Annotated in this window: 15 protein-coding genes; 10 read left to right on the forward strand and 5 right to left on the reverse strand. The window is 66.1% G+C overall.

Features of this window, described 5'->3' with window-relative positions:
- Positions 1–71 precede the first annotated feature (71 nt).
- The 5 genes from ACZK0Z_RS02235 to ACZK0Z_RS02255 all read right to left on the reverse strand — a co-directional run bounded on the left by ACZK0Z_RS02235 (position 72) and on the right by ACZK0Z_RS02255 (position 6,046).
- Complete coding sequence (locus ACZK0Z_RS02235) at positions 72–1,373, reverse strand: APC family permease (protein WP_197633235.1); 1,302 nt, start codon at positions 1,371–1,373, stop codon at positions 72–74.
- Complete coding sequence (locus ACZK0Z_RS02240) at positions 1,370–2,131, reverse strand: L,D-transpeptidase family protein (RefSeq protein WP_197633234.1); 762 nt, start codon at positions 2,129–2,131, stop codon at positions 1,370–1,372. The genes ACZK0Z_RS02235 and ACZK0Z_RS02240 overlap by 4 nt, the downstream gene beginning before the upstream one ends.
- A 15-nt stretch (positions 2,132–2,146) precedes the next feature.
- Positions 2,147–2,995, reverse strand: a complete 849-nt coding sequence (locus ACZK0Z_RS02245) for a MurR/RpiR family transcriptional regulator (protein WP_049426924.1) — start codon at positions 2,993–2,995, stop codon at positions 2,147–2,149.
- Between the two features lie 520 nt (positions 2,996–3,515).
- Positions 3,516–4,610, reverse strand: a complete 1,095-nt coding sequence (locus tag ACZK0Z_RS02250; RefSeq protein WP_049432862.1) for a dipeptide epimerase — start codon at positions 4,608–4,610, stop codon at positions 3,516–3,518.
- A complete protein-coding gene (locus ACZK0Z_RS02255) occupies positions 4,607–6,046 on the reverse strand; it encodes an SH3 domain-containing protein (RefSeq protein ID WP_197633233.1) in 1,440 nt (479 codons plus the stop codon). The genes ACZK0Z_RS02250 and ACZK0Z_RS02255 overlap by 4 nt, the downstream gene beginning before the upstream one ends.
- Before the next feature lie 132 nt (positions 6,047–6,178).
- Between ACZK0Z_RS02255 and ACZK0Z_RS02260 the strand changes: the two genes are divergently transcribed.
- From ACZK0Z_RS02260 to hglS, 10 genes are all read left to right on the forward strand, one after another.
- Positions 6,179–7,651, forward strand: a complete 1,473-nt coding sequence (locus tag ACZK0Z_RS02260; RefSeq protein WP_197633232.1) for a transglutaminase domain-containing protein — start codon at positions 6,179–6,181, stop codon at positions 7,649–7,651.
- Positions 7,652–7,702: 51 nt separating this feature from the next.
- Positions 7,703–10,726, forward strand: a complete 3,024-nt coding sequence (locus ACZK0Z_RS02265) for a TonB-dependent receptor domain-containing protein (protein ID WP_197633231.1) — start codon at positions 7,703–7,705, stop codon at positions 10,724–10,726.
- A gap of 55 nt (positions 10,727–10,781) precedes the next feature.
- On the forward strand, positions 10,782–12,335 hold the full coding sequence (locus ACZK0Z_RS02270) for a serine hydrolase (RefSeq protein ID WP_197633230.1): 1,554 nt from the start codon (positions 10,782–10,784) through the stop codon (positions 12,333–12,335).
- Complete coding sequence (locus ACZK0Z_RS02275; protein ID WP_197633229.1) at positions 12,268–12,981, forward strand: M15 family metallopeptidase; 714 nt, start codon at positions 12,268–12,270, stop codon at positions 12,979–12,981. The genes ACZK0Z_RS02270 and ACZK0Z_RS02275 overlap by 68 nt, the downstream gene beginning before the upstream one ends.
- Positions 12,982–13,412: 431 nt before the next feature.
- A protein-coding gene (locus tag ACZK0Z_RS02280) for an IS3 family transposase (RefSeq protein ID WP_197633811.1) occupies positions 13,413–14,764 on the forward strand; the annotation gives its coding sequence in 2 pieces (ribosomal slippage) (positions 13,413–13,860 and positions 13,860–14,764; 1,353 coding nt in all).
- A gap of 194 nt (positions 14,765–14,958) precedes the next feature.
- Positions 14,959–15,330 (forward strand): hypothetical protein, encoded by a 372-nt coding sequence (locus ACZK0Z_RS02285; RefSeq protein ID WP_049432879.1) that lies wholly within the window; start codon positions 14,959–14,961, stop codon positions 15,328–15,330.
- A gap of 232 nt (positions 15,331–15,562) precedes the next feature.
- Positions 15,563–15,979: an EF-hand domain-containing protein gene (locus ACZK0Z_RS02290; RefSeq protein WP_106549734.1), complete on the forward strand. Its 417-nt coding sequence runs from the start codon at positions 15,563–15,565 to the stop codon at positions 15,977–15,979.
- An 84-nt stretch (positions 15,980–16,063) separates the two neighbouring features.
- The gene (locus ACZK0Z_RS02295) at positions 16,064–16,816 is read left to right on the forward strand and encodes an HAD family hydrolase (RefSeq protein ID WP_111113189.1); all 753 of its coding nucleotides are present in this window, start codon (positions 16,064–16,066) and stop codon (positions 16,814–16,816) included.
- 31 nt (positions 16,817–16,847) lie between these two features.
- A complete protein-coding gene (locus tag ACZK0Z_RS02300) occupies positions 16,848–17,336 on the forward strand; it encodes a hypothetical protein (protein ID WP_197633703.1) in 489 nt (162 codons plus the stop codon).
- A 206-nt stretch (positions 17,337–17,542) separates the two neighbouring features.
- A complete protein-coding gene (gene hglS, locus ACZK0Z_RS02305; RefSeq protein ID WP_049432890.1) occupies positions 17,543–18,904 on the forward strand; it encodes a 2-oxoadipate dioxygenase/decarboxylase HglS in 1,362 nt (453 codons plus the stop codon).
- Positions 18,905–18,937: the final 33 nt, after the last annotated feature.

Below are 18,937 nucleotides of genomic sequence, written 5' to 3' on the forward strand. Positions count from 1 at the left end.
TGGCGGTTAACGGCCCGGTCCGGCAGCGTGATCGCCAGATCAATCCGCCGGGCATGGCCCGGCGCTACCGGTCACGCGGCGTCGGCATCCTTGCGCGGCAGCTTGTAGATCACCGCGCCGATGGCAAACGCCACCAGTGCGGCGGCGATGTTCTGCCAGCTGGCACTGGCGAACAGTGCAAGGCACAGCAGCAGCGCCAGCACCGGAATCAGTGGGCCGCCGGGTAGTTTCAGTGCACCTGGCCGGTCCGCGAAGCGTTTGGCCAGCACCAGCACCGCAGCCGCCGTACCGATGTAGGCGAACAGGCGCGTGGTCATCGACAGCAGCGCCAGCTGCACGAACGAACCCGACAGGGCCAGGCCGAGCGCGATCAGGCCCTGGCACAGGATCGACGCGGCCGGGGTGTGGAAGCGTGGGTGCACCTGCGCCAGGATCTTCGGCCCGTAGCCATCGCGGGCCAGCGCAAACAGGAAGCGCGGGCCCATCATCATCGTGTTGCTGTTGGTGCCGAGGATGGAGATGGTGGCACCGACAGTCAGGATCAGCGCCAGTGCTTCGCCACCGAAGCCGGCGGCGGCATCTGCCAGCGGCGTGGCCGAGCTGGCCAGGCCGGCCAGCGTACCCTGTGCCACCACCTGTACCGCGCCGTAGATGACGGTGACGGTGATGATCATGGTGATCAGCGCGAACGGAATATCGCGGCGCGGGTTGCGGTATTCGCCGGCGGCCGCAGGGATGTTCTCGAAACCGGCGTAGGCGTACAGCAGCAGCAGCGCGGCCTCGCCCATGCGTTGCAGGTCATGCGGGTCCGGGCGCTGGCCGGAGAAGGCCAGCTGCGGGTCGATGTAGAACGCGCCGATGGCCACGAACAGCAGCAGCGGCAGCATCTTGCCGATCACCAGCACCACGCCGGTACGCGCGGCCGAACGCACGCCGATGATGTTGATGCCGGTGAGGAAGCCCAGCGACACCACGATCACCGCGACGCGGCCCAGGCCAGCACCGGCCCAGGGCCAGAAACGCGCAACTGCATCGGCCAGCGCGTTGCTGAGCGCAGCCGCCGAGCTGATGCGGGTCAGCCAGATCATCCAGCCGATCTCGAACCCGGCGAAGCGCCCGAACGCCTCGCGGGCATACAGGTAGCTGCCGCCGGGTTCATCGAAGTAGCTGGCGGCCTGCGCGTAGCACAGCACCAGCAGGGCCACGACGATGCCGGCGGCTACCACGCCCCACAGGCTGAAGGGGCCGAGCAGGGCGACGGTGGCGGCCGGCAGCAGGTAGATGCCGCTGCCGATCACATCGTTGATCGACAGGCCGACGATCTGCCAGCGGCTGACCGCGCGCTGCAGCTGCGGTTCGTCCTGCGTGCTCAACGGGTGTCTCCGGCCAGCGCGGGCAGCTGCCACTGCGCCTGCAGCCGCGCGTACTCGGCGCGCGGCAGCAGCACGAAGCGAGGCGCATCCTGCGGCCGCAGCCAGTCCAGCAGCGCCTGCATGCGCGCCTGCGGCATCGCGGTGCAGCCGGCGGTGGCCTCGCCGGGCTGCCGCCACAGGTGGGCGAAGATGCAGCTGCCCTTGCCAGGCTGGTTGTCCGGGTTGTGGGCGATGACGAAGCCTTCCTGGTAACGGACGTCGCCCTTGTTGTGCAGATCCAGCCGCATCGGCTCGGTGGAACCTGCCACGGCTGCCTTGCCGACCTTCTTCGCGTCGACGATGCGGTTGTAGAACGGTGAGGCAGGCACATCCATGCAGTAGCTGCTGTCGAGCATCGGCTGGTAGGCCATCGCGGTGCCGGGGCGGGTGACCGCATAGCCGAACGCGCTGCCGAGCGCGAACACGCCCGCCGGGCTGCGGCCATCGCCTTCCTGCTTCTGCGGGCCGTCGGCCTGCGCCGGGTGCAGGCCCAGGCCCCAGGCACTGCCGGTGCGGCCAAGCGCCACCGGGAACGCCCGTCCATGCGCATGCCAGCCCTTGCCATCGCGCACATAGGCCTGCAGCTGGCCCTGGGTGCTGTCCCAGCCATCGCTGGTGACCACGATCAGCTGGCGCGCACCCTCCAGCGGCGCGGCGTGGACGGACACCGTTGCGGCAAGCAGCAGCGCAGCGGTAGCGAGACGGACCAGCGATTTCATCAACAGGTGCTCCGGTCAGGAATCCAGCAGGTGGTCGATCCGCTCCAGATTCACCGCCAGCTGCTGCTGGCGGTCCGGATTGGCGTGGCAGAGCAGCACGAACAGGAAATCGAGCAGGGCATGCATGGCGCTACGGTACAGCAGCTGCGCGACCTGCGGCGTGCGATCATGCGCACACACCGCCAGTGCTGCGTCAGCATGCGCGCGCAGCGGGTTGGCGGTGTGGCGGGTAATGGAAATCACCTTGCCACCCATGTCCTGGAACTGGCGCGACAGCTGCGAAAGCTGCGGCAGGTTGCCGAATTCGGAGAACACCAGCAGCGCATCGCCGGGGCGCGCGGCCGACAGGTTGGCCAGCATCAGGATCGGGTCGGTATGCGGCACCACCAGCAGGCCGAGCAACGACAGCCGCATGGCGAACTCGCGGGCGAACAGGCCATCGTCACCCAGGCCATGGACGAACAGTTTGGGCGCGCCGTCGAGGAGCTGCACGATGCGCTCGATCTCTTCGCGCGGGTTCGCCTGGCGGGTTTCCTCTTCGGCCTGCGCCTTGCTGCGACGCAGGGCGTCGCCCAGGCGCAGGTAGTCATCGCTGCTGTCGGGTTCGGTGGGTGCCTGCTGCGGATCGGCGCCAGCACGGGCGACATCCTGGCCGATCGAGTACTTCAGGTCCGGGTAGCCCTTGAAGCCGAGCTTCTGGCTGAACTTCACCACGCTGGACTGGCTGATGCCGAGCGCACTGGCCAGCTGCTGGGACGAGTAGTCGCGCAGCAGGTGGGCGTTGTCGAGGATGAAGTCGGCAATGCGGCGTTCGATGGCCGACATCTGCCCGCGCTCGGAACGGATCTTCAGCAGGGGCGGCATGCGGGGTGTCCGGGCATGTGTAGGCGCGTTGCGGTTGGCAGCGTAGAGCGTGTCATGGAGTGGGTCGGGCGGGTGGGGTTTGCAGGGGACGCCGTGAATCCGTCCATGGAGGCTTGGCCGCGCCATCCATGGCGCGGACACCCCTGCAAACCCCACCCGCCCGACCCCGGACAGATCGCGCGCGTGCCAGCCGCGAAGGGGATACGGGGTAGAGCAGAAGCAAGCGCAAAAGCATCCACGCATGTAGTGGATCCACGGGATGCAGTTGTTGCCTTTGACGTTGAGTCCGCCTTCAAGCGAGCCGAGCACCGCAGGTCCGGCGAGGGCGAAGAGGGGCGGGTGTCTGAGCGCAGCGAGTTCCCGCGCCGTCCCTCGACGGGCCGAGGAGCGCAGGGAACCGGTGCGTAGCACCGGCTCGCGGCCGGCGGAGCGTTTCTTTTGGTTACTTTTCTTTCCGCGGAAAGAAAAGTAACGCCCGACCAAGAGTCAGTTGTACGCCAGGCCAGCCGCAAGGCAGAGATCAACCCAGCATCTCCAGCCCACGCACTTCGGTGATGCCCAACCCCGGCACGTCGCTGATGCTGATCTCCGATTCGTTGAAATGCACGCCCCCGCTGACCGGGTCGAACTGGCCCAGCGACGGGCCGTCCAGGTCGACCTTGGTGATCACATCGCTCTTGGCCACCGCCAGGTGCACGGCGGCGGCAACGCTGATGCTGGATTCGATCATGCAGCCGATCATGCACGGCACACCGTAGATGCCGGCGATGTCGGCGATGCGGATCGCGTTGGACAAGCCGCCGGTCTTCATCAGCTTGATGTTGATGATGTCGGCCGCGCGCTGCTGGATCAGGTCCATCACCTGGCTCGGGCTGAACACGCTCTCGTCGGCCATCACCGGCGTGTTGACGCGGTCGGTGACGTACTTCAGACCGCTGATGTCGGCCGCCTTTACCGGTTGCTCCAGCAGCTCCAGCACCACGCCGGCCTCTTCCAGCGTGCGCATCGCATGCACCGCCTGCTTGGCGGTCCAGCCCTGGTTGGCGTCCAGGCGCAGCAGGGCGCGGCCTTCCACCGCCGCATGGATCGCCTTGACCCGCTCGATGTCCAGGCCGATGTCCTTGCCGACCTTGATCTTCAGCGACTCGAAGCCGCGGTCGATCGCCGACAGTGAATCGGCCACCATCTTGTCGATGTAGTCCACGCTGATGGTGATGTCGGTGGTGATCACCGGGTCGCCGCCACCGAGCATCTGGTACAGCGGCGCACCGTGCAGCTGCGCCCACAGGTCGTACAGCGCGATCTCCACCGCGGCCTTGGCACTGGTGTTGCGCTCCATCGCGGTCTGCACCAGCCCGCACAGACGATTGAGGTTGACCACGTCCTGGCCGATCAGGCGCGGCGCGATGAAGTGGCGGATCGCTTCGATGATCGAGCCGTGCGTATCACCGGTGATCACTGCGGTGGCGGGGGCTTCGCCGTAGCCGGTGTGGCCGGTGTCGGTGCGGATCAGTACGACCACGTCTTCCACGGTCTCCACCGTGCGCAGGGCGGTCTTGAACGGCGTCTTCAGCGGCACGCGCAGCATGCCCAGTTCGATGGCAGTGATCTTCATTCAGGAGTCTTGGCGCGCAGGCGCTGGATGTTGGTGATGCGGTCGATGTAGCGGACGGTATCGCTGGCCATCATCGGCTCCAGCGGCGTGACCGAAACACCATTGAGGTGGGCCTGTACGCGCTTGCCGTCAGCACCGAACCAGCTGCCGCCCGCGGTATCGTGGATGACCCAGGTGCGGCCGTCGACGTGGCCGATGGCCATCATCACGTGCCCAGGGATATAGACCAGGTCGCCCACCTGCAGATCGGTGACCGCACGGTCGCGCGCGGCCTTGCCGACCTTGTCGGTGAAGGGCAGGCGGTCCAGCGCAGGGCTGATCGCCTGTGCGCTGGTATTGCGCGGCAGCAGCACGCCGAAGCTGCGGTAGATCTCGGAAACGAAACCGCTGCAGTCGCGTGTGTCGTAGTCGTGGCCCCAGCCATAGCGCTCGCCAAGGAACTTGAAGGCCTGCTGCAGCAACAGGCGCGGGGTCAGTGGCAGGTAGTCGGCGGCGGTGTCCTGCGAGCGCGGCAGCAGCGCCGGCACCAGCTTCAGGCGGCCATCGGTTTCGCGCACCGGCAGCTGCACGACCCACGAGGCATGCGCCTGCTGGCCGTTCACCGGTTCGGCGGCGGGCCAGTCGGCCAGCACAGGCAGGCGCACGCCCATGTCCAGCTGCAGGCGCGAGACGCGCGGTTCCTCCGGGCTGTAGGCGGTCTGTGCGGTGGCGCCGGTGACGATGCGGTACGGTCCCTTGGCGCCATAGCCGAGCACCATGGCCTTGTCACCACTGGCGACGGCGTCGGCTTCGATCCACGCGCTGTAGCGCTCGCTGTGCACGAACAGCCAATGGCCATCGGTACTGCGATGGACCACGGCAACCTTGTCACCGGGGAACAGTGCCGATTCCTGGAAGCGGTCGATGTCGGTGTCACCGGCAGTGCTGAAGACGCGCTCGCGGGTGGGGAAGGTGCGCAGCGCGGCACGCTTCACCACCAGCCCGTAGGCCGGTGTCACCTGCGCGGGAATCGCATCGAGGCCGAGGTTGGCCTGGATGCCGCTGCGTAGCGCCGGGGCGATGGCCTTGCCCTTCTCGTTGAACAGTGCACGCTCGGGCCAGCGTGACAATGCGCTGATGCTGGCGCGTACCTGCGCGGCATCGAGCTGTGCGGGCAGCGAAGCGATGTCCTGGATGTGGCTGTCCTGCGCCCGCATCCGCGCGTTCTGCGCGTCGATCTGCGCGCGGTCCAGGATCGGCGCATCGGCATTGTCCAGGCGTGCGGCCCAGTACTGCGGTGTCAGGTAGGCCTCGTGCAGGCCAACCACATAGGGCAGCGGCGCGCCGGGGTCAGGTGGCGGTGCAGCCTGTGCGAAGGCCGGTGCGGCCAGCAGGCACAGGGCCAGGGTCAACCGGCGCGACCACTGCCGGTCCGGTGCGCGGGAAGCCAGGATCATGCGCTGCATACCCTCCTCGAATGCCAGTTGGAATATTTATTCCTTTCTCTGGCGAAAGCAAGAATAAATTATTGACCGGTGTTCCGGCCCGTGTTACACAGCCATTACCACCCGCGCTGGGGAAGTGTCGCTGTGGATCCTGCCGTTCGCAAACCGCGTCTGCCTGCTGCTGCCGGCCTGTGTGCCGCGCTGCTGCTGTGGGCGTCGGCCGCGCAGGCGGCGGATGCGCGCAGCAGCCAGCAGCGGGCGCGCCAGACGCAGGTGATCGACCTGATCGACAGCGGTCGTTTCAGCGATGCCGAAGCGCTGCTGGCAACGGCAGGCAATACTGCCGAAGGCGCCTTCCAGCGCGAGCGCATGCGCCGTATCCGCCTGGATTTCAGCCTTGACCAGCAGGCCGCGAAGGCCGCCGTGCGCCGCTGGATCCCCGACCTGAGCGACGAGGAATTCGCGCGCTGGGACCAGCTCGGCCTGATCGAACACCTCGATATCGATGGCACGCGCCGGTACTTCAAGCGTGCACCGTCGAACCTGTTCCTGCTCAGCGACGAAGCGCGTGCACGTCGCCGCGCAGATGCGCCTATGCCGGCGCTAGGCCCGAACGAAGTGCTCAACGCACACCACGCGCGCGTGGTTGCCGCCGCCGAACAGAGCGGCCAGGCCTGGGTGCTGCCACAGCGCATCGAATTCACCCAGACGCTGACGGTGAAGGCCGATGCCGTGCCGGCCGGCGAAACCGTGCGCGCATGGATTCCCTATCCGCGCGAGATCCCGGGGCAGCAGGAACAGGTGCAGTGGCTGGGCAGCACGCCGGGCAAGGCGCGGGTGGCACCGGCCGGTACCCCGCAGCGCACCGCCTACCTGGAAGCCAAAGCCGTAGCCGGCAAGCCGACCCGGTTCGAGATCCGCTACGCGGCGACTATCTTCGCGCGGCATACCGCGATCGATCCCGCCAAGGTGCAGGCCACACCGAACGATCCCGCATTGAAGCCCTACCTGGCCGAACAGCTGCCGCATGTGCGCTTCACCCCGGCGCTGAAGCTGTTCTCCGACCAGGTGCTGCAGGGCGAAACACGCCCCCATGAAATGGTGCGCAGGCTGTTCGCTGCTGTTGATCGTATTCCGTGGGCCGGTGCACGCGAATACTCCACGCTCAGCAACATCAGCGATTACGCCTTGCGCGCTGGCCATGCCGACTGTGGGCAGCAGACCCTGCTGCTGATCGCGCTGCTGCGCATGAACGGCATTCCCGTGCGCTGGCAGTCGGGCATGGTGTTCTCCGGCGATGGCAGTGGTTACAACAATCTGCACGACTGGGGGCAGGTCTACCTGGCGCCGTACGGCTGGCTGCCAATGGACGTGACCACCGGCGCGCTGGCCAGCGATGTACCGGCATTGCGCGACTTCTACCTGGGTGGCCTCGATGGCTACCGCATCGCCTTCAACGACGATTTCGGCCAGCCCTTGGTGCCGGCCAAGCAGCACTTCCGCTCGGAAACGGTCGACTCGCAGCGCGGCGAGGCCGAGTGGGCAGGCGGCAACCTGTACTTCGACCAATGGAGCTACGACTTCCAGTGGCGGGTACTGCCAGCCGGGCAACGCTAGCGCGACACATCGCATTCCACACCATTCAATTCTTGCAGGAGAGAGCAGGGGATGAAGGCTTACAGCATCAAGCGGGCGGCATTGTGCGTCGCCCTAGGGGCGTGTCTGGGCGTAGTGCTGCCCGGCATCGCGATGGCACAGAACGTGAGCGGTGCAGTCGCCGGCCGTGCAACCGCTGGTGACCAGGTCACCGTGGTCAGCAGCAGCACCGGCCTGACCCGTGCCGTCACCGTTGGCGCCGATGGCAGCTACCGCCTCGGCCAGCTGCCGGTGGGTGACTACCAGCTGCAGCTCAGCCGCGATGGCCAGAAGCTGGGCGATCAGGTATCGGTCAGCGTTGCCGTCGGCGGTACCACCACGGTCAACCTGGCCAGCGGCGGCGGTGTCACCAACCTGGATGCACTGCAGGTGGTTGGCACCCGCGTGATCAACCGCGTGGATGTCTACTCCACCGAAACCTCGTTCAACATCAACCGCCAGGAGATCTCGCGGTTGCCGGTGGCGCAGGACCTGTCTGCGGTCGCGCTGATGGCGCCGGGCGTGGTCGGCGGCAACTCCTCATTCGGTGGCCTGTCGTTCGCCGGTTCATCGGTGGCCGAGAATGCGGTCTTCATCAACGGCCTGAATGTCACCGACATGTATACCCGTCGTGGCTTCAGCACCGCGCCGTTCGCGTTCTTCAACGAATTCCAGGTCAAGACCGGCGGTTACTCGGTGGAGTTCGGCCGCTCCACCGGTGGCGTGATCAATGCCGTGACCCGTTCGGGCAGCAACGAATTCGAGGGCGGTGTTGAAGTCACCGCCGAGCCGAGTGCGTGGCGCGCCAGTGGCGGCGATCATTTCCACCGCGACGGCACTCCGCATTCCTACGGCAGCCGCGACAACAATTCCTTCCTGAAGACCAACGTCTGGGGCTCGGGACCCATCATCAAGGACAAGCTGTTCCTGTTCGCGATGTACGAGGACCGCAGCGACAAGGGCCACAACACCTCGTCCGATGGCAGTACCTGGTTCAAGAACGATTCCGGCAACGGCTTCTGGGGCACCAAGCTGGACTGGAACATCAACGACAACCACAGCCTGGCGCTGCTGGCGTTCTCCGACGAGGGCGATGTCACCAATGCGTCGTACGGCTACAACTGGAAGGCCGACCAGCTCGGTGCGTGGGGTGGCGACTCGGTCACCGAGACCGGCGGCCGCAACTGGTCGGCCACCTACACCGGCCACTTCGGCCAGAACTTCACCGCGCGTGCCATGGTCGGCCAGAACAAGCAGCGCGCCTTCACCAACTCGTCGCTGGACCAGGCCTGCAGCCCCGTGTTCACCGACAGCACCTACGGCCCGCGGCTGGGCAAGCTGCAGGGGCTGCGCGCCGGTTGCCACCCGACCGGCGCGGCCGTGGCCGAGCGCGATGACACCCGCGATGTCGCGCGCCTGGACTTCGAATGGCAGCTCGGCGACCACCTGCTGCGCTTCGGTGTCGACCGCGAACTGATGACCACCAAGCAGTCCACCCGTTATCCAGGGCCGACCGAGCTGAGCTACACCGCCTACGTGGCGCGGCCCGGCGATGAAGTGTGGGATGGCGCCAACGCCTACGTACCGGCCGGCGTCACCGAGATGCTGCGTGCTCGCAACCGCCGCTCGGGCGGCACCTTCGAGACCGAGGCCAATGCCTTCTATCTGGAAGACATCTGGAACATCACCCCGAACCTGATGCTGAACCTTGGCGTGCGCTGGGACCGCTTCGAGAACCGCACCGCTGCAGGCAAGGCGTTCATCAAGATGGACGACCTGATCGCGCCACGCGTCGGCTTCTCCTGGGACATGCGCGGCGATGGCAGCACCAAGCTGTTCGGCAACGCCGGCCGCTACTACCTGCCGGTCACCAACAACATCAACGTGAACTTCGCCGGTGGCCTGACCGACGAATACAGCTATTACGTGCTGAACGGCTGGGAACGGAAAACCTCGCCGACCGGTTCGCCGTACATGGCACCCATCGTCGGCCAGCAGATCGGGCCGACCGACACCCGCATGAACACCGGCGGTGCCGACCTGCGCCAGAGCGTGGACCGTGACCTGAAGGCGGTCTACCAGGACGAGTACATCCTGGGCTTCCAGAACATGATCAACCAGGCCTGGTCGTGGGGCGTCAACGCCACCTACCGGCGCATGACCCGCGCGCTGGATGACATCCGCATCAACTACACCCCGTGCGGCCCGACCCCCAGCACGCTCTGGCCGATCGCCAACCCGGGCGAGAGCCTGACGATCTGGGGCGACAAGAGCATCGGTTGCGCCAACGAAGGCTGGATCACCATCGACACCGCCAACAGCGGCTATCGAAAGGGCGGCAGTGGCGAGGTGATCGGTTACTCCAAGCCCAAGCGTACCTACAAGGCGCTGGAGTTCCAGATCGACCGTGCCTGGGACGAGAAGTGGATGTTCAACGCGTCCTATCTGTGGTCCAAGAGCGAGGGCAACTTCGAAGGCCCGGTGAACTCCGATACCAACTACGGCGACACCGGCATGGTGCAGTTCTGGGACCACCCGGCCACCAACGAACGTTATGGCGTGCTGTTCAACGATTTCCGCCATCAGTTCAAGCTGCGTGCCGCGTATGCGCTGAACAAGCAGTGGTCGTTCGGCACCACGCTGCAGGTGCAGTCCGGTGGCCCGATCACCGCCTACGGCGTGATGTGGCCGAACGACTCCATCGCCGGTGGCAGCACCTCCAGCGAGGGCAGTGGCGGTGGCACCGGCTGGCTGTGCGTGGCCAACTGTTCGGGCCCGTACAACCAGCGCCAGTTCGAGTACAGCCCGCGCGGTGCGTTTGGTCGCCTGCCGTGGACCTGGACCATGGGCGCCAACGTGACCTGGCGGTTGCCGGTGGAGGGCATCGACCTCAGCGCCCGGTTGTCGGTGTACAACCTGTTCAACAACCAGAAGACCATCAACGTGCACCAGCGCTACGAGGCGCAGCCCGGCCAGTACCGCGAAGCGACGTTCGCCACCGGCACGCGCTGGCAGGCCCCGCGCTATACCCAGCTGGTGGTGACCTGGAACTTCTGAGGCCACGATCCGCGCCGTCCACCGTGACGGCGCAGGCAATGGAGGGACTGCCCGCATGCACCACCTGCTGATCCTCGCGGCGGCACTGGCTGCACCGTCCGCGTCGTCGGCCGACAGCGCCGCAATCGAGGCCGACATCGCGGCCGTGGTCCAGGCCGAGCATCTGCCCGGGCTGGCGCTGGCGGTGGTCGAGGAGGGGCGGGTGGTCCATCGCCATGCAGGGGGCGCGCGCGGCGATGGCGGCCGCATCGACGAGGACACGCTGTTCAAGATCGCGTCCAACAGCAAGGCGATGACCGCTGCGCTGCTGGCGCGGTTGGTGCAGCAGGGCAGGCTGCACTGGGATGATCCGGTGCAGCGGCATCTGCCGGGCTTCCGCATGCACGATGCGTGGGTGGGCCAGCAGATGCAGGTGCGCGACCTGTTGATCCACAACAGCGGCCTCGGCCTGGGCGCCGGTGATCTGATGCTGTGGCCGGAGCCGAACGCCTTCACCCGTGCCGACATCATCGCCGGGCTGGCGCACCTGAAGCCGGTCAGCAGCTTCCGCAGCCGCTATGCGTACGACAACCTGATGTACGTGGTGGCCGGCGAAGTGGCGGCGGCGGCGGGTGGCAAGCCGTACGACCAGTTGATGCGCGAGCAGGTGTTCGAACCACTGGGCATGACGCGCTGCCAGGTGGGGGCGTGGTCGGTGAAGCGCGTGGGCAACGTGGCACAGCCGCATGCCTGGCGTGGTGAACGCAACGAGGTGGTGAACGCCGATGCTGCGATCAGCCCGGACCTGCCCTCGATGGCGGCGGGTGGCATCCGTTGTTCGCTGCGCGACATGACACGCTGGATGCAGGTGCTGCTCGATCCCGCCCTGGTACCTGACTGGCTGGACAGCACGCAACGCCGCACGCTGTGGACCCTGCACATGCCGATGCCACTGGGCGAGCGCCAGCGGCGCTGGGACAACGCGCATTTCTACGGTTATGGGTATGGCTGGCGGGTGTCGGACATGGACGGGCAGTGGAAGGTGGCGCATACCGGCACGCTGTCAGGCATGTATTCATCGCTGGCGCTGCTGCCCGACCGCAGGGTGGGCGTGGTGATGCTGATCAACGGCGAAGGCGAGGACGCACGCACGGCGCTGATGCAGGCGATGCTGAAGCGCTTCACCGCACCAGACGATACGCGCCCGGCGATGGAGTACCTGGCCGAACTGAAGGCTGACCGAGCGGCGCAGGCAGCGTCTGGCCACCAACGGCCGGCGACCGCAGCCGCGCAGCCGGCACGCGGCGATGACCTGCCGCGCTGGCAGGGTCGCTACAGTGATCCCTGGCTGGGGCCCGCATCGTTGTGCCCGGACAGGGACGGCCTGCGCTTCAGCGTGGACAGATCGCCACGGCTGCAGGGTGCCGTGCTGCAACTGCAGGAGCGTTGGCTGCTGCGCTGGGATACGCTGGGCGACGACGCGCAGGCGTGGCTGCAGCCAGGCGAAGGCCCGGCACCGACACTGGACCTGCGTGCGATCGATCCGGACATCGACTTCAGCTATGACTTCCAGGACCTGCATTTCACTCGTACTGGTGACTGCCCTGGCGGCGACCGCCCACGCCGCTGAACCACCGCGTGTTTCACCCGCCACCGGCGCGGCCGACGCCGGGCTGGTGGAGATCCGTTCGCTGTCGCAGCGTATCGACATGGATATCCGCTACGCCGGTGCCAACAACTTCACCGGCGCGCGTGTTCCGGGCTACGAGGCTCCTTCCTGTTACCTGCTGGCCCCGGTGGCGAAAGCGCTGGCGCGGGTGGAACAGGATCTGCGTGCGCAGGGTTTTGGCCTGCGCCTCTACGACTGCTACCGGCCAGTACGCTCGGTGCAGGCCTTCATGGCCTGGGTGAACGACCCGGGCGAACTCTCGCGCAAGGCGCTGCAGTACCCGGACCTGGACAAGCCGCGGCTGCTGGCCGATGGCTACATCGCAGAGCGTTCTGGCCACAGCCGTGGCGCGACGGTGGATCTTGGGTTGCTGGATTGCCGCAGCGGTAGCTGCACGCCGTTGGACATGGGTACCGACTTCGACTTCTTCGGGCCACGTGCGCACACGCAGGCGAGCGGACTGAGCGAGGGGCAGCAGGCAAACCGCCAACAGTTGCTGCAGGCGATGGCGCGGCGTGGCTTCGTGAACTACCCGCAGGAGTGGTGGCACTACACCCTGCAACCCGAACCGGATCCCGGTACCGCGTACGACGTCCCAGTGCGGTAGGGGTATCGGCAGGGCTGCGCCCTGCACCCGCAGAATCTGGAGTAGCAACAGCAACAGCAACAGCATGCTCTCCTTGGGTTGGCGGGACGGTGCCGAAGTGCGGGGACGCCGTAAATCCGTCCATGGAGGCTTGGCAGCCGCATCCATGCGGCTGACACCCCGCACTCCGGCACCGCCCCGCCTCTGACAGTTTCCCGCGCGGTCCGTTGTAGAGCCGAGCCCATGCTCGGCTGCTCCTTGTTCAATCATCGAGATATTCGATTTCGATGGAGATTCATCCACGCATGGCGTGGATCTACTGGCCACCTGGATACTGTCGAAGGCGGGGCACTGTGAGTGTGCGGGGTGTGAGCCGCATGGATGCGGCGACCAAGCCCCCATGGTGAAGTGACCCCCGGGAGTTGGACGCCAGATCCAACCCCGAGGGATACATGAACAGATACGACGCGCGTTTCAAACTGCAGGTCGCCAAAGAGGCCTGCAAGACCTCCACATCGGTCAAAGCCGTTGCTCGTCGCCACAGCCTGGAGTTCTCCACGGTCAGACGCTGGGTGGCGACCTATCGGCTGCACGGTTGGCGCGGGTTTCACCGCCAGGCCCGGTCCTATGACCTCGCGTTCAAGCTGGCTGTCCTGGAGAAGATGAGCCAGGACGGCATGTCCGGGCGCGAGGCCACCACCTACTTTCAGATTGGTGATGCCGGCGCAGTGGGGCAGTGGCGGCGCCTGTATGCTCAGGGCGGTGCCCAAGCGTTGGCACCGCCCCTGCCGCCGCCCCGAAAGCCGATGAAAAAGACCCGTTCGTCCAAGCCACCTGAGGATATGAGCCGCGATGAGCTGCTCAAGGAAGTCGCCTATCTGCGCGCGGAGACCGACTACCTAAAAAAACTCGATGCCTTGATCCGGGAAGAGCAGGCGGCGCAAGACGCAAAGCGCAAGCCATCCAAGGATTGAGGCAGGTTCATACGCTGTCGCTTCTGCTCGAAGCGGCAGGGCTGTCGCGCAGTACGTTCTATTACCAGAACCATGTCCTGGCCCATCCGGATCAGGACGAGGCAGACCTGCGTGAGCGTATCCGTGCAATCTACGATCAGAGCCAAGGGCGCTATGGCTATCGCACGGTGACGCTGGAACTGGCCAATCAGGGCCATCGGACCAATCACAAGCGGGTACAGCGCCTGATGGGGGAGATGGGCCTGAAATCGCGCGTGCGCGTCAAGCGCTATCGGGCCTTCAAGGGGGCGGCCAATATTGTGGTTGGCAACGATCTCAATCGTGAGTTCCAGGCCGAGCGACCCAATCAGAAGTGGGTGACCGACGTCACCGAGTTCAAGGTGCAGGGCATGAAGCTGTACCTGTCGCCGATCATGGACCTCTACAACGGTGAAATCGTGGCTTATCAGATCAAGCGCCAGCCCGTGTTCGATCTGGTGGGTCAGATGCTGGAGGAGGCCATCAGCAAGCTTTCCCCGGATGAGCGCCCCATGATCCATTCTGACCAGGGCTGGCAGTACCAGCATGAAAACTACCGGCACATGCTGGAAAAGCACTCGTTGAAGCAAAGCATGTCCCGGCGTGGCAACTGTTTGGACAATGCGGCAATGGAGAGCTTTTTCGGAACGTTGAAGTCGGAGTTCTTCTATCTGAACAGCTTTGACAGCATCGAGAGTCTGGAGGCTGGGCTGGTGGAATACATCCAGTACTACAACGAAGAGCGCATCAAACTGAAACTGAAAGGTCTGAGCCCGGTAAAGTACCGGGAGCAGGCCCAATCGGCCGCCTGACCCCGTCCAAGTCTCGGGGGGCACTTCATGGATGGGTTCACGGCGGCCCCGCACACTCACAGTGCCCCGCCAACCCTCGGTATGCCGCTTTGGCCTTGGCTTTGGCTTTGGCCGTTGCCTGAAGCCTCTGCGGGTGCAGGGTGCAACCCTGCCGATACCCTTACACTGACCGCCTTCCCACCGTTGCCCACCCGATGAACCTTCCCCTGCACTTCGGCCTGCTCGGCACCCTGGAAGCCGGCGCCATCGCCCTGCTGGTCGGCCTGCTGGTGTACTTCCTGTGGTCGCGGTTGTGCCGGCTGCTGCACTGGTCGATGGGTCATGCCATCGGCTGGGCCTGTGTCATCTCGGTGGTGGCCTCCGCCGGCATCGATGCGTGGAAGCTGTTCTACATGGGCATCGTGCGGCTGGAGTCACCGCTGTACGCGCGCATCTTCCTGTCCACCATCCATGATCCGAACGAACTGGGCAGCCGCGTGGTGCTGGAAATCGCCGGCGCGCTCGCCGGTGTTGCGCTGGGATGGGTGATGTTCAGTTCGCGGTCATCGGCCCAGACCGCGAATTGACGCAGGTTTTTCGTTCGCTGCCGGTTAAATCCTGGCGCGCTGAATGCGCAGCTTATGAGCCACTCACTTCGCGCTAACCACCGTGCTAAAGCATGTGCGGTGGCGAGTGGTTAATCGCGTGTGTTGATGCCGGTCGCGGCGCAAAATCGATTCAGAAAGGCGGTGGCAGGGTAGGTGCCGTGCGGAGACAACACGCCGCGCAACATCACCCAATCGGTAGGAGACACCCCTGATGACTATTCGCAACCGCAAGCCCCTGATCGCCCTGATCGTCGCCGCTGGCAGCGTGCTGGCCATTCCGGCGATGGCGCAGTCGGCCAAGCAGCAGGCGGCGCATGCGCAGAACGAGGCCGCGCAGGCCCAGCAGGCGGCTGCACAGGCCGGCCAGGCCGCTGACCAGGCGACCAATGCGGCCGCAGCGGCATCGGCGCAGGCCAATGGCGGTGGCCAGACCTGGGCCAGCATCGATACCGATGGCAACGGCACCATCAGCAAGTCCGAGGCACAGGTGAACGCGGGCCTGGCCCAGGTGTTCGACCAGGCCGATACCAACAAGGACGGCGAGCTCAGTGCCGACGAGTACAAGGCCTACGTGGCCGCCCAGCAGGCCGGCGCCGGCGGCGCAGCCCAGGGTGCGCAGGGCAGGTAAGACCTGCATCGGGGCGTATGGGAACCCGGGCGGCTCCGGCCGCCCGGGTTTTTTTCGTCACCATGGCCCCTGTATCCTTGCGCGATGAACACCTCCACGCCTGCGCCGTCGCGCGCCATCGGCCTGGTCGGTTTTGACGGTGACGATACGCTGTGGAAGAGCGAGGACTACTACCGCAAGGCCGAGCAGGATTACCTTGACCTGCTGTCGCGCTACGTCGATGTGCATGACACCCAGACCGCACGCCACCTGCTGGAAGTGCAGCAGCGCCATCTGGGCACCTTCGGCTACGGCGTGAAGAGCATGACGCTGTCGATGATCGAAGCGGCCATCGACATCACCGGCCAGCGCATTGACGCGAAGGACATCCAGCGCATCCTGGACATCGGCCACGACACCCTGCGCCACCCGGTCGAACTGATCGACGGTGTGCGCGAAGCGGTGGCGGCCATCGCCGAGCACTACCCGGTGGTGCTGATCACCAAGGGCGACCTGTTCCACCAGGAAGCGAAGATCAAGGTCGCCAACCTGGCCGAGCTGTTCCCGCGCATCGAGATCGTCTCGGAGAAGGATCCGGAAACCTATGCCCGCGTGCTGGCCGAATTCGATCTGCCGATGCAGCGCTTCGTGATGGTCGGCAACTCGCTGCGTTCGGACATCGAGCCGGTGGTCACCCTCGGTGGCTGGGGCGTGCATACCCCGTATGCAGTGACCTGGGCACACGAGACCCAGCACGGTGTGGCCGACGACGAACCGCGCATGGTGACCGCCGACACCGCCCACGATTGGCCGGCTGCACTGGCGGCGATCGAGGCCAAGGCCGCCGCGGCGGCCTGACAGGGCCCGGCGGCTGCGGCAGAATCGGGCCATGAACCTCCGACTGCGCGTGTTGCTGTTGTCCCTGCTGCTGGCGCCGGCCACCGTGCTGGCCCAGCAGACCGCCGAGCGTTCGGCTGCGTATGAGGTGGGAACCGGCGACAGCTGGGTCGATGCCCAGCTGCAGGACATCAACCACTACGCCGAGCGCTACCCCGACGCCTTCCTCGACGAAGTGTCGCGCTATGCCGACGTGCCGCGCGGCTACATCAGCGCGCTGTTCACCACCCATGGATGGCAGGCCGGGGACATCTATTTCGCCTGCTTCTGGGCCAAGGCCAGCGGCCAGACCTGCCGCGACAGCGTGCGCGCCTTCAGCCAGGACCCGGAGGGCGGCTGGGAAGCCGTGGTGAAGCGGATGCCCGCCAAGCCCGACAACCTGCATTACCGCGCCGTGCGCCATGCCATCGTGGCCAGCTACCAGCACTGGGACCGGCCGATCACCCTGGATGCCACCCTCAAGCGCCAGTTGAAGCGGTAGCGCCGGCCGCTGGCTGATTCTGGTGGGTGCGAACCTTGGTTCGCACGCCTTTTGCTCCTTCCCCCGCCAGATCAGTGCGAACCAAGGTTCGCACCCACCAGACCTGCCCGGGCCCGGCGCCATGTTGCTCTGCATATCGCCGCCGCCACGCACTCCGGCGACAATACGGGTCCGAGCTGTTCCCCGTTCCCGTAATCGAGTGACTGATGAGCGCCTCTTTCGTTTCGCCTGATGTGATCCGCCGCCTGTTCGCGCAGGCCATGTCCCGCATGTACCGCACCGAAGTGCCGCTGTACGGCACGCTGGTGGAACTGGTGGAGCGGATCAACGCGCAGGTGCTTGCCCAGGATCCGGCGCTGGCCGCGCAGCTGCAGCGCAACGACGAGCGTGCACGCCTGGATGAAGAGCGCCATGGCGCGATCCGCGTCGGCACCGTGCAGGAGCTGGCCACGCTGCGCCGCCTGTTCGCGGTGATGGGCATGTACCCGGTGGGCTACTACGACCTGTCGGTGGCTGGCGTGCCGGTGCACTCCACCGCGTTCCGCCCGCTCACTGGCACCGCGCTGGCGCAGAACCCGTTCCGCGTGTTCACCTCGCTGCTGCGCCTGGAGCTGATCGAAGACGAAGCGCTGCGTGCCGAATCGGCGAAGATCCTTGCGCGACGCCGTATCTTCACCGACGGCGCGCTGGCGCTGATCGACCAGGCCGAGCGTGACGGCGGCCTGTCGCAGGCCGATGCAGAGCGCTTCGTCGACGAGGCGCTGGAAACCTTCCGCTGGCACGGCGATGCCACCGTCGACCTGCCGACTTACCACGCGCTGCACAACGCGCATCGCCTGGTGGCCGACGTGGTCAGCTTCCGTGGCCCGCACATCAACCACCTGACCCCACGCACGCTGGACATCGATGCCGCGCAGGCGGCGATGATCGAGCACGGCATGGCGGCCAAGGCGGTGATCGAAGGCCCGCCGCGCCGCGCCTGCCCGATCCTGCTGCGCCAGACCAGCTTCAAGGCACTGGAAGAGGCCGTGCATTTCCCGGGCGGCGAAGGCGGGGATGCCGGCACCCATACCGCGCGCTTCGGCGAGATCGAACAGCGCGGCCTTGCGCTCACCCCGAAGGGCCGCGCGCTGTACGACCAGCTGCTGTCGCAGGCACGCGATGCCGGTGGCGAAGGCAGCACTGGCGGCGACTACGGCCAGCGCCTGCAGGCGGTGTTCGCCAGCTTCCCGGATGACCATGACACGCTGCGCCAGGAAGGCCTGGGCTATTACCGCTACCAGCTGACCGACGCCGGCCGCGCTGCGCCCGAGCGCGTGGCCGATCTGCCGGCTGAAGTGCTGGTGGCCGCCGGACTGGCCACGGCCGATCCGATTGTCTACGAGGATTTCCTGCCGGTCAGTGCCGCAGGCATCTTCCAGTCGAACCTGGGCGGTGAAGAACAGCGCGCCTATGCAGCACACGCCAACCGCGAGGCCTTCGAGCAGGCGCTGGGCGTGGCGGTGAATGACGAGTTCGAGATCTACGAGCGGCTGCAGGCCGAATCGTTGGCGGCGCTGCGCGGGTAAACGACTTGCCGTGGAGCCGAGCGTGGGCTCGGC

This window comes from Stenotrophomonas sp. 116085_Sma, from assembly GCF_056479585.1.

What these genes read in the sequence shown, in the direction of transcription:
- ACZK0Z_RS02240 (WP_197633234.1), bottom strand. Translation starts at nt 2,131, where the DNA reads ATGAAATCGCTGGTCCGTCTCGCTACCGCTGCGCTGCTGCTTGCCGCA.
- ACZK0Z_RS02245 (WP_049426924.1), bottom strand. Translation starts at nt 2,995, where the DNA reads ATGCCGCCCCTGCTGAAGATCCGTTCCGAGCGCGGGCAGATGTCGGCC.
- ACZK0Z_RS02250 (WP_049432862.1), bottom strand. Translation starts at nt 4,610, where the DNA reads ATGAAGATCACTGCCATCGAACTGGGCATGCTGCGCGTGCCGCTGAAG.
- ACZK0Z_RS02255 (WP_197633233.1), bottom strand. Translation starts at nt 6,046, where the DNA reads ATGATCCTGGCTTCCCGCGCACCGGACCGGCAGTGGTCGCGCCGGTTG.
- ACZK0Z_RS02265 (WP_197633231.1), top strand. Translation starts at nt 7,703, where the DNA reads ATGAAGGCTTACAGCATCAAGCGGGCGGCATTGTGCGTCGCCCTAGGG.
- ACZK0Z_RS02270 (WP_197633230.1), top strand. Translation starts at nt 10,782, where the DNA reads ATGCACCACCTGCTGATCCTCGCGGCGGCACTGGCTGCACCGTCCGCG.
- ACZK0Z_RS02275 (WP_197633229.1), top strand. Translation starts at nt 12,268, where the DNA reads ATGACTTCCAGGACCTGCATTTCACTCGTACTGGTGACTGCCCTGGCG.
- ACZK0Z_RS02285 (WP_049432879.1), top strand. Translation starts at nt 14,959, where the DNA reads ATGAACCTTCCCCTGCACTTCGGCCTGCTCGGCACCCTGGAAGCCGGC.
- ACZK0Z_RS02290 (WP_106549734.1), top strand. Translation starts at nt 15,563, where the DNA reads ATGACTATTCGCAACCGCAAGCCCCTGATCGCCCTGATCGTCGCCGCT.
- ACZK0Z_RS02295 (WP_111113189.1), top strand. Translation starts at nt 16,064, where the DNA reads ATGAACACCTCCACGCCTGCGCCGTCGCGCGCCATCGGCCTGGTCGGT.
- ACZK0Z_RS02300 (WP_197633703.1), top strand. Translation starts at nt 16,848, where the DNA reads ATGAACCTCCGACTGCGCGTGTTGCTGTTGTCCCTGCTGCTGGCGCCG.
- hglS (WP_049432890.1), top strand. Translation starts at nt 17,543, where the DNA reads ATGAGCGCCTCTTTCGTTTCGCCTGATGTGATCCGCCGCCTGTTCGCG.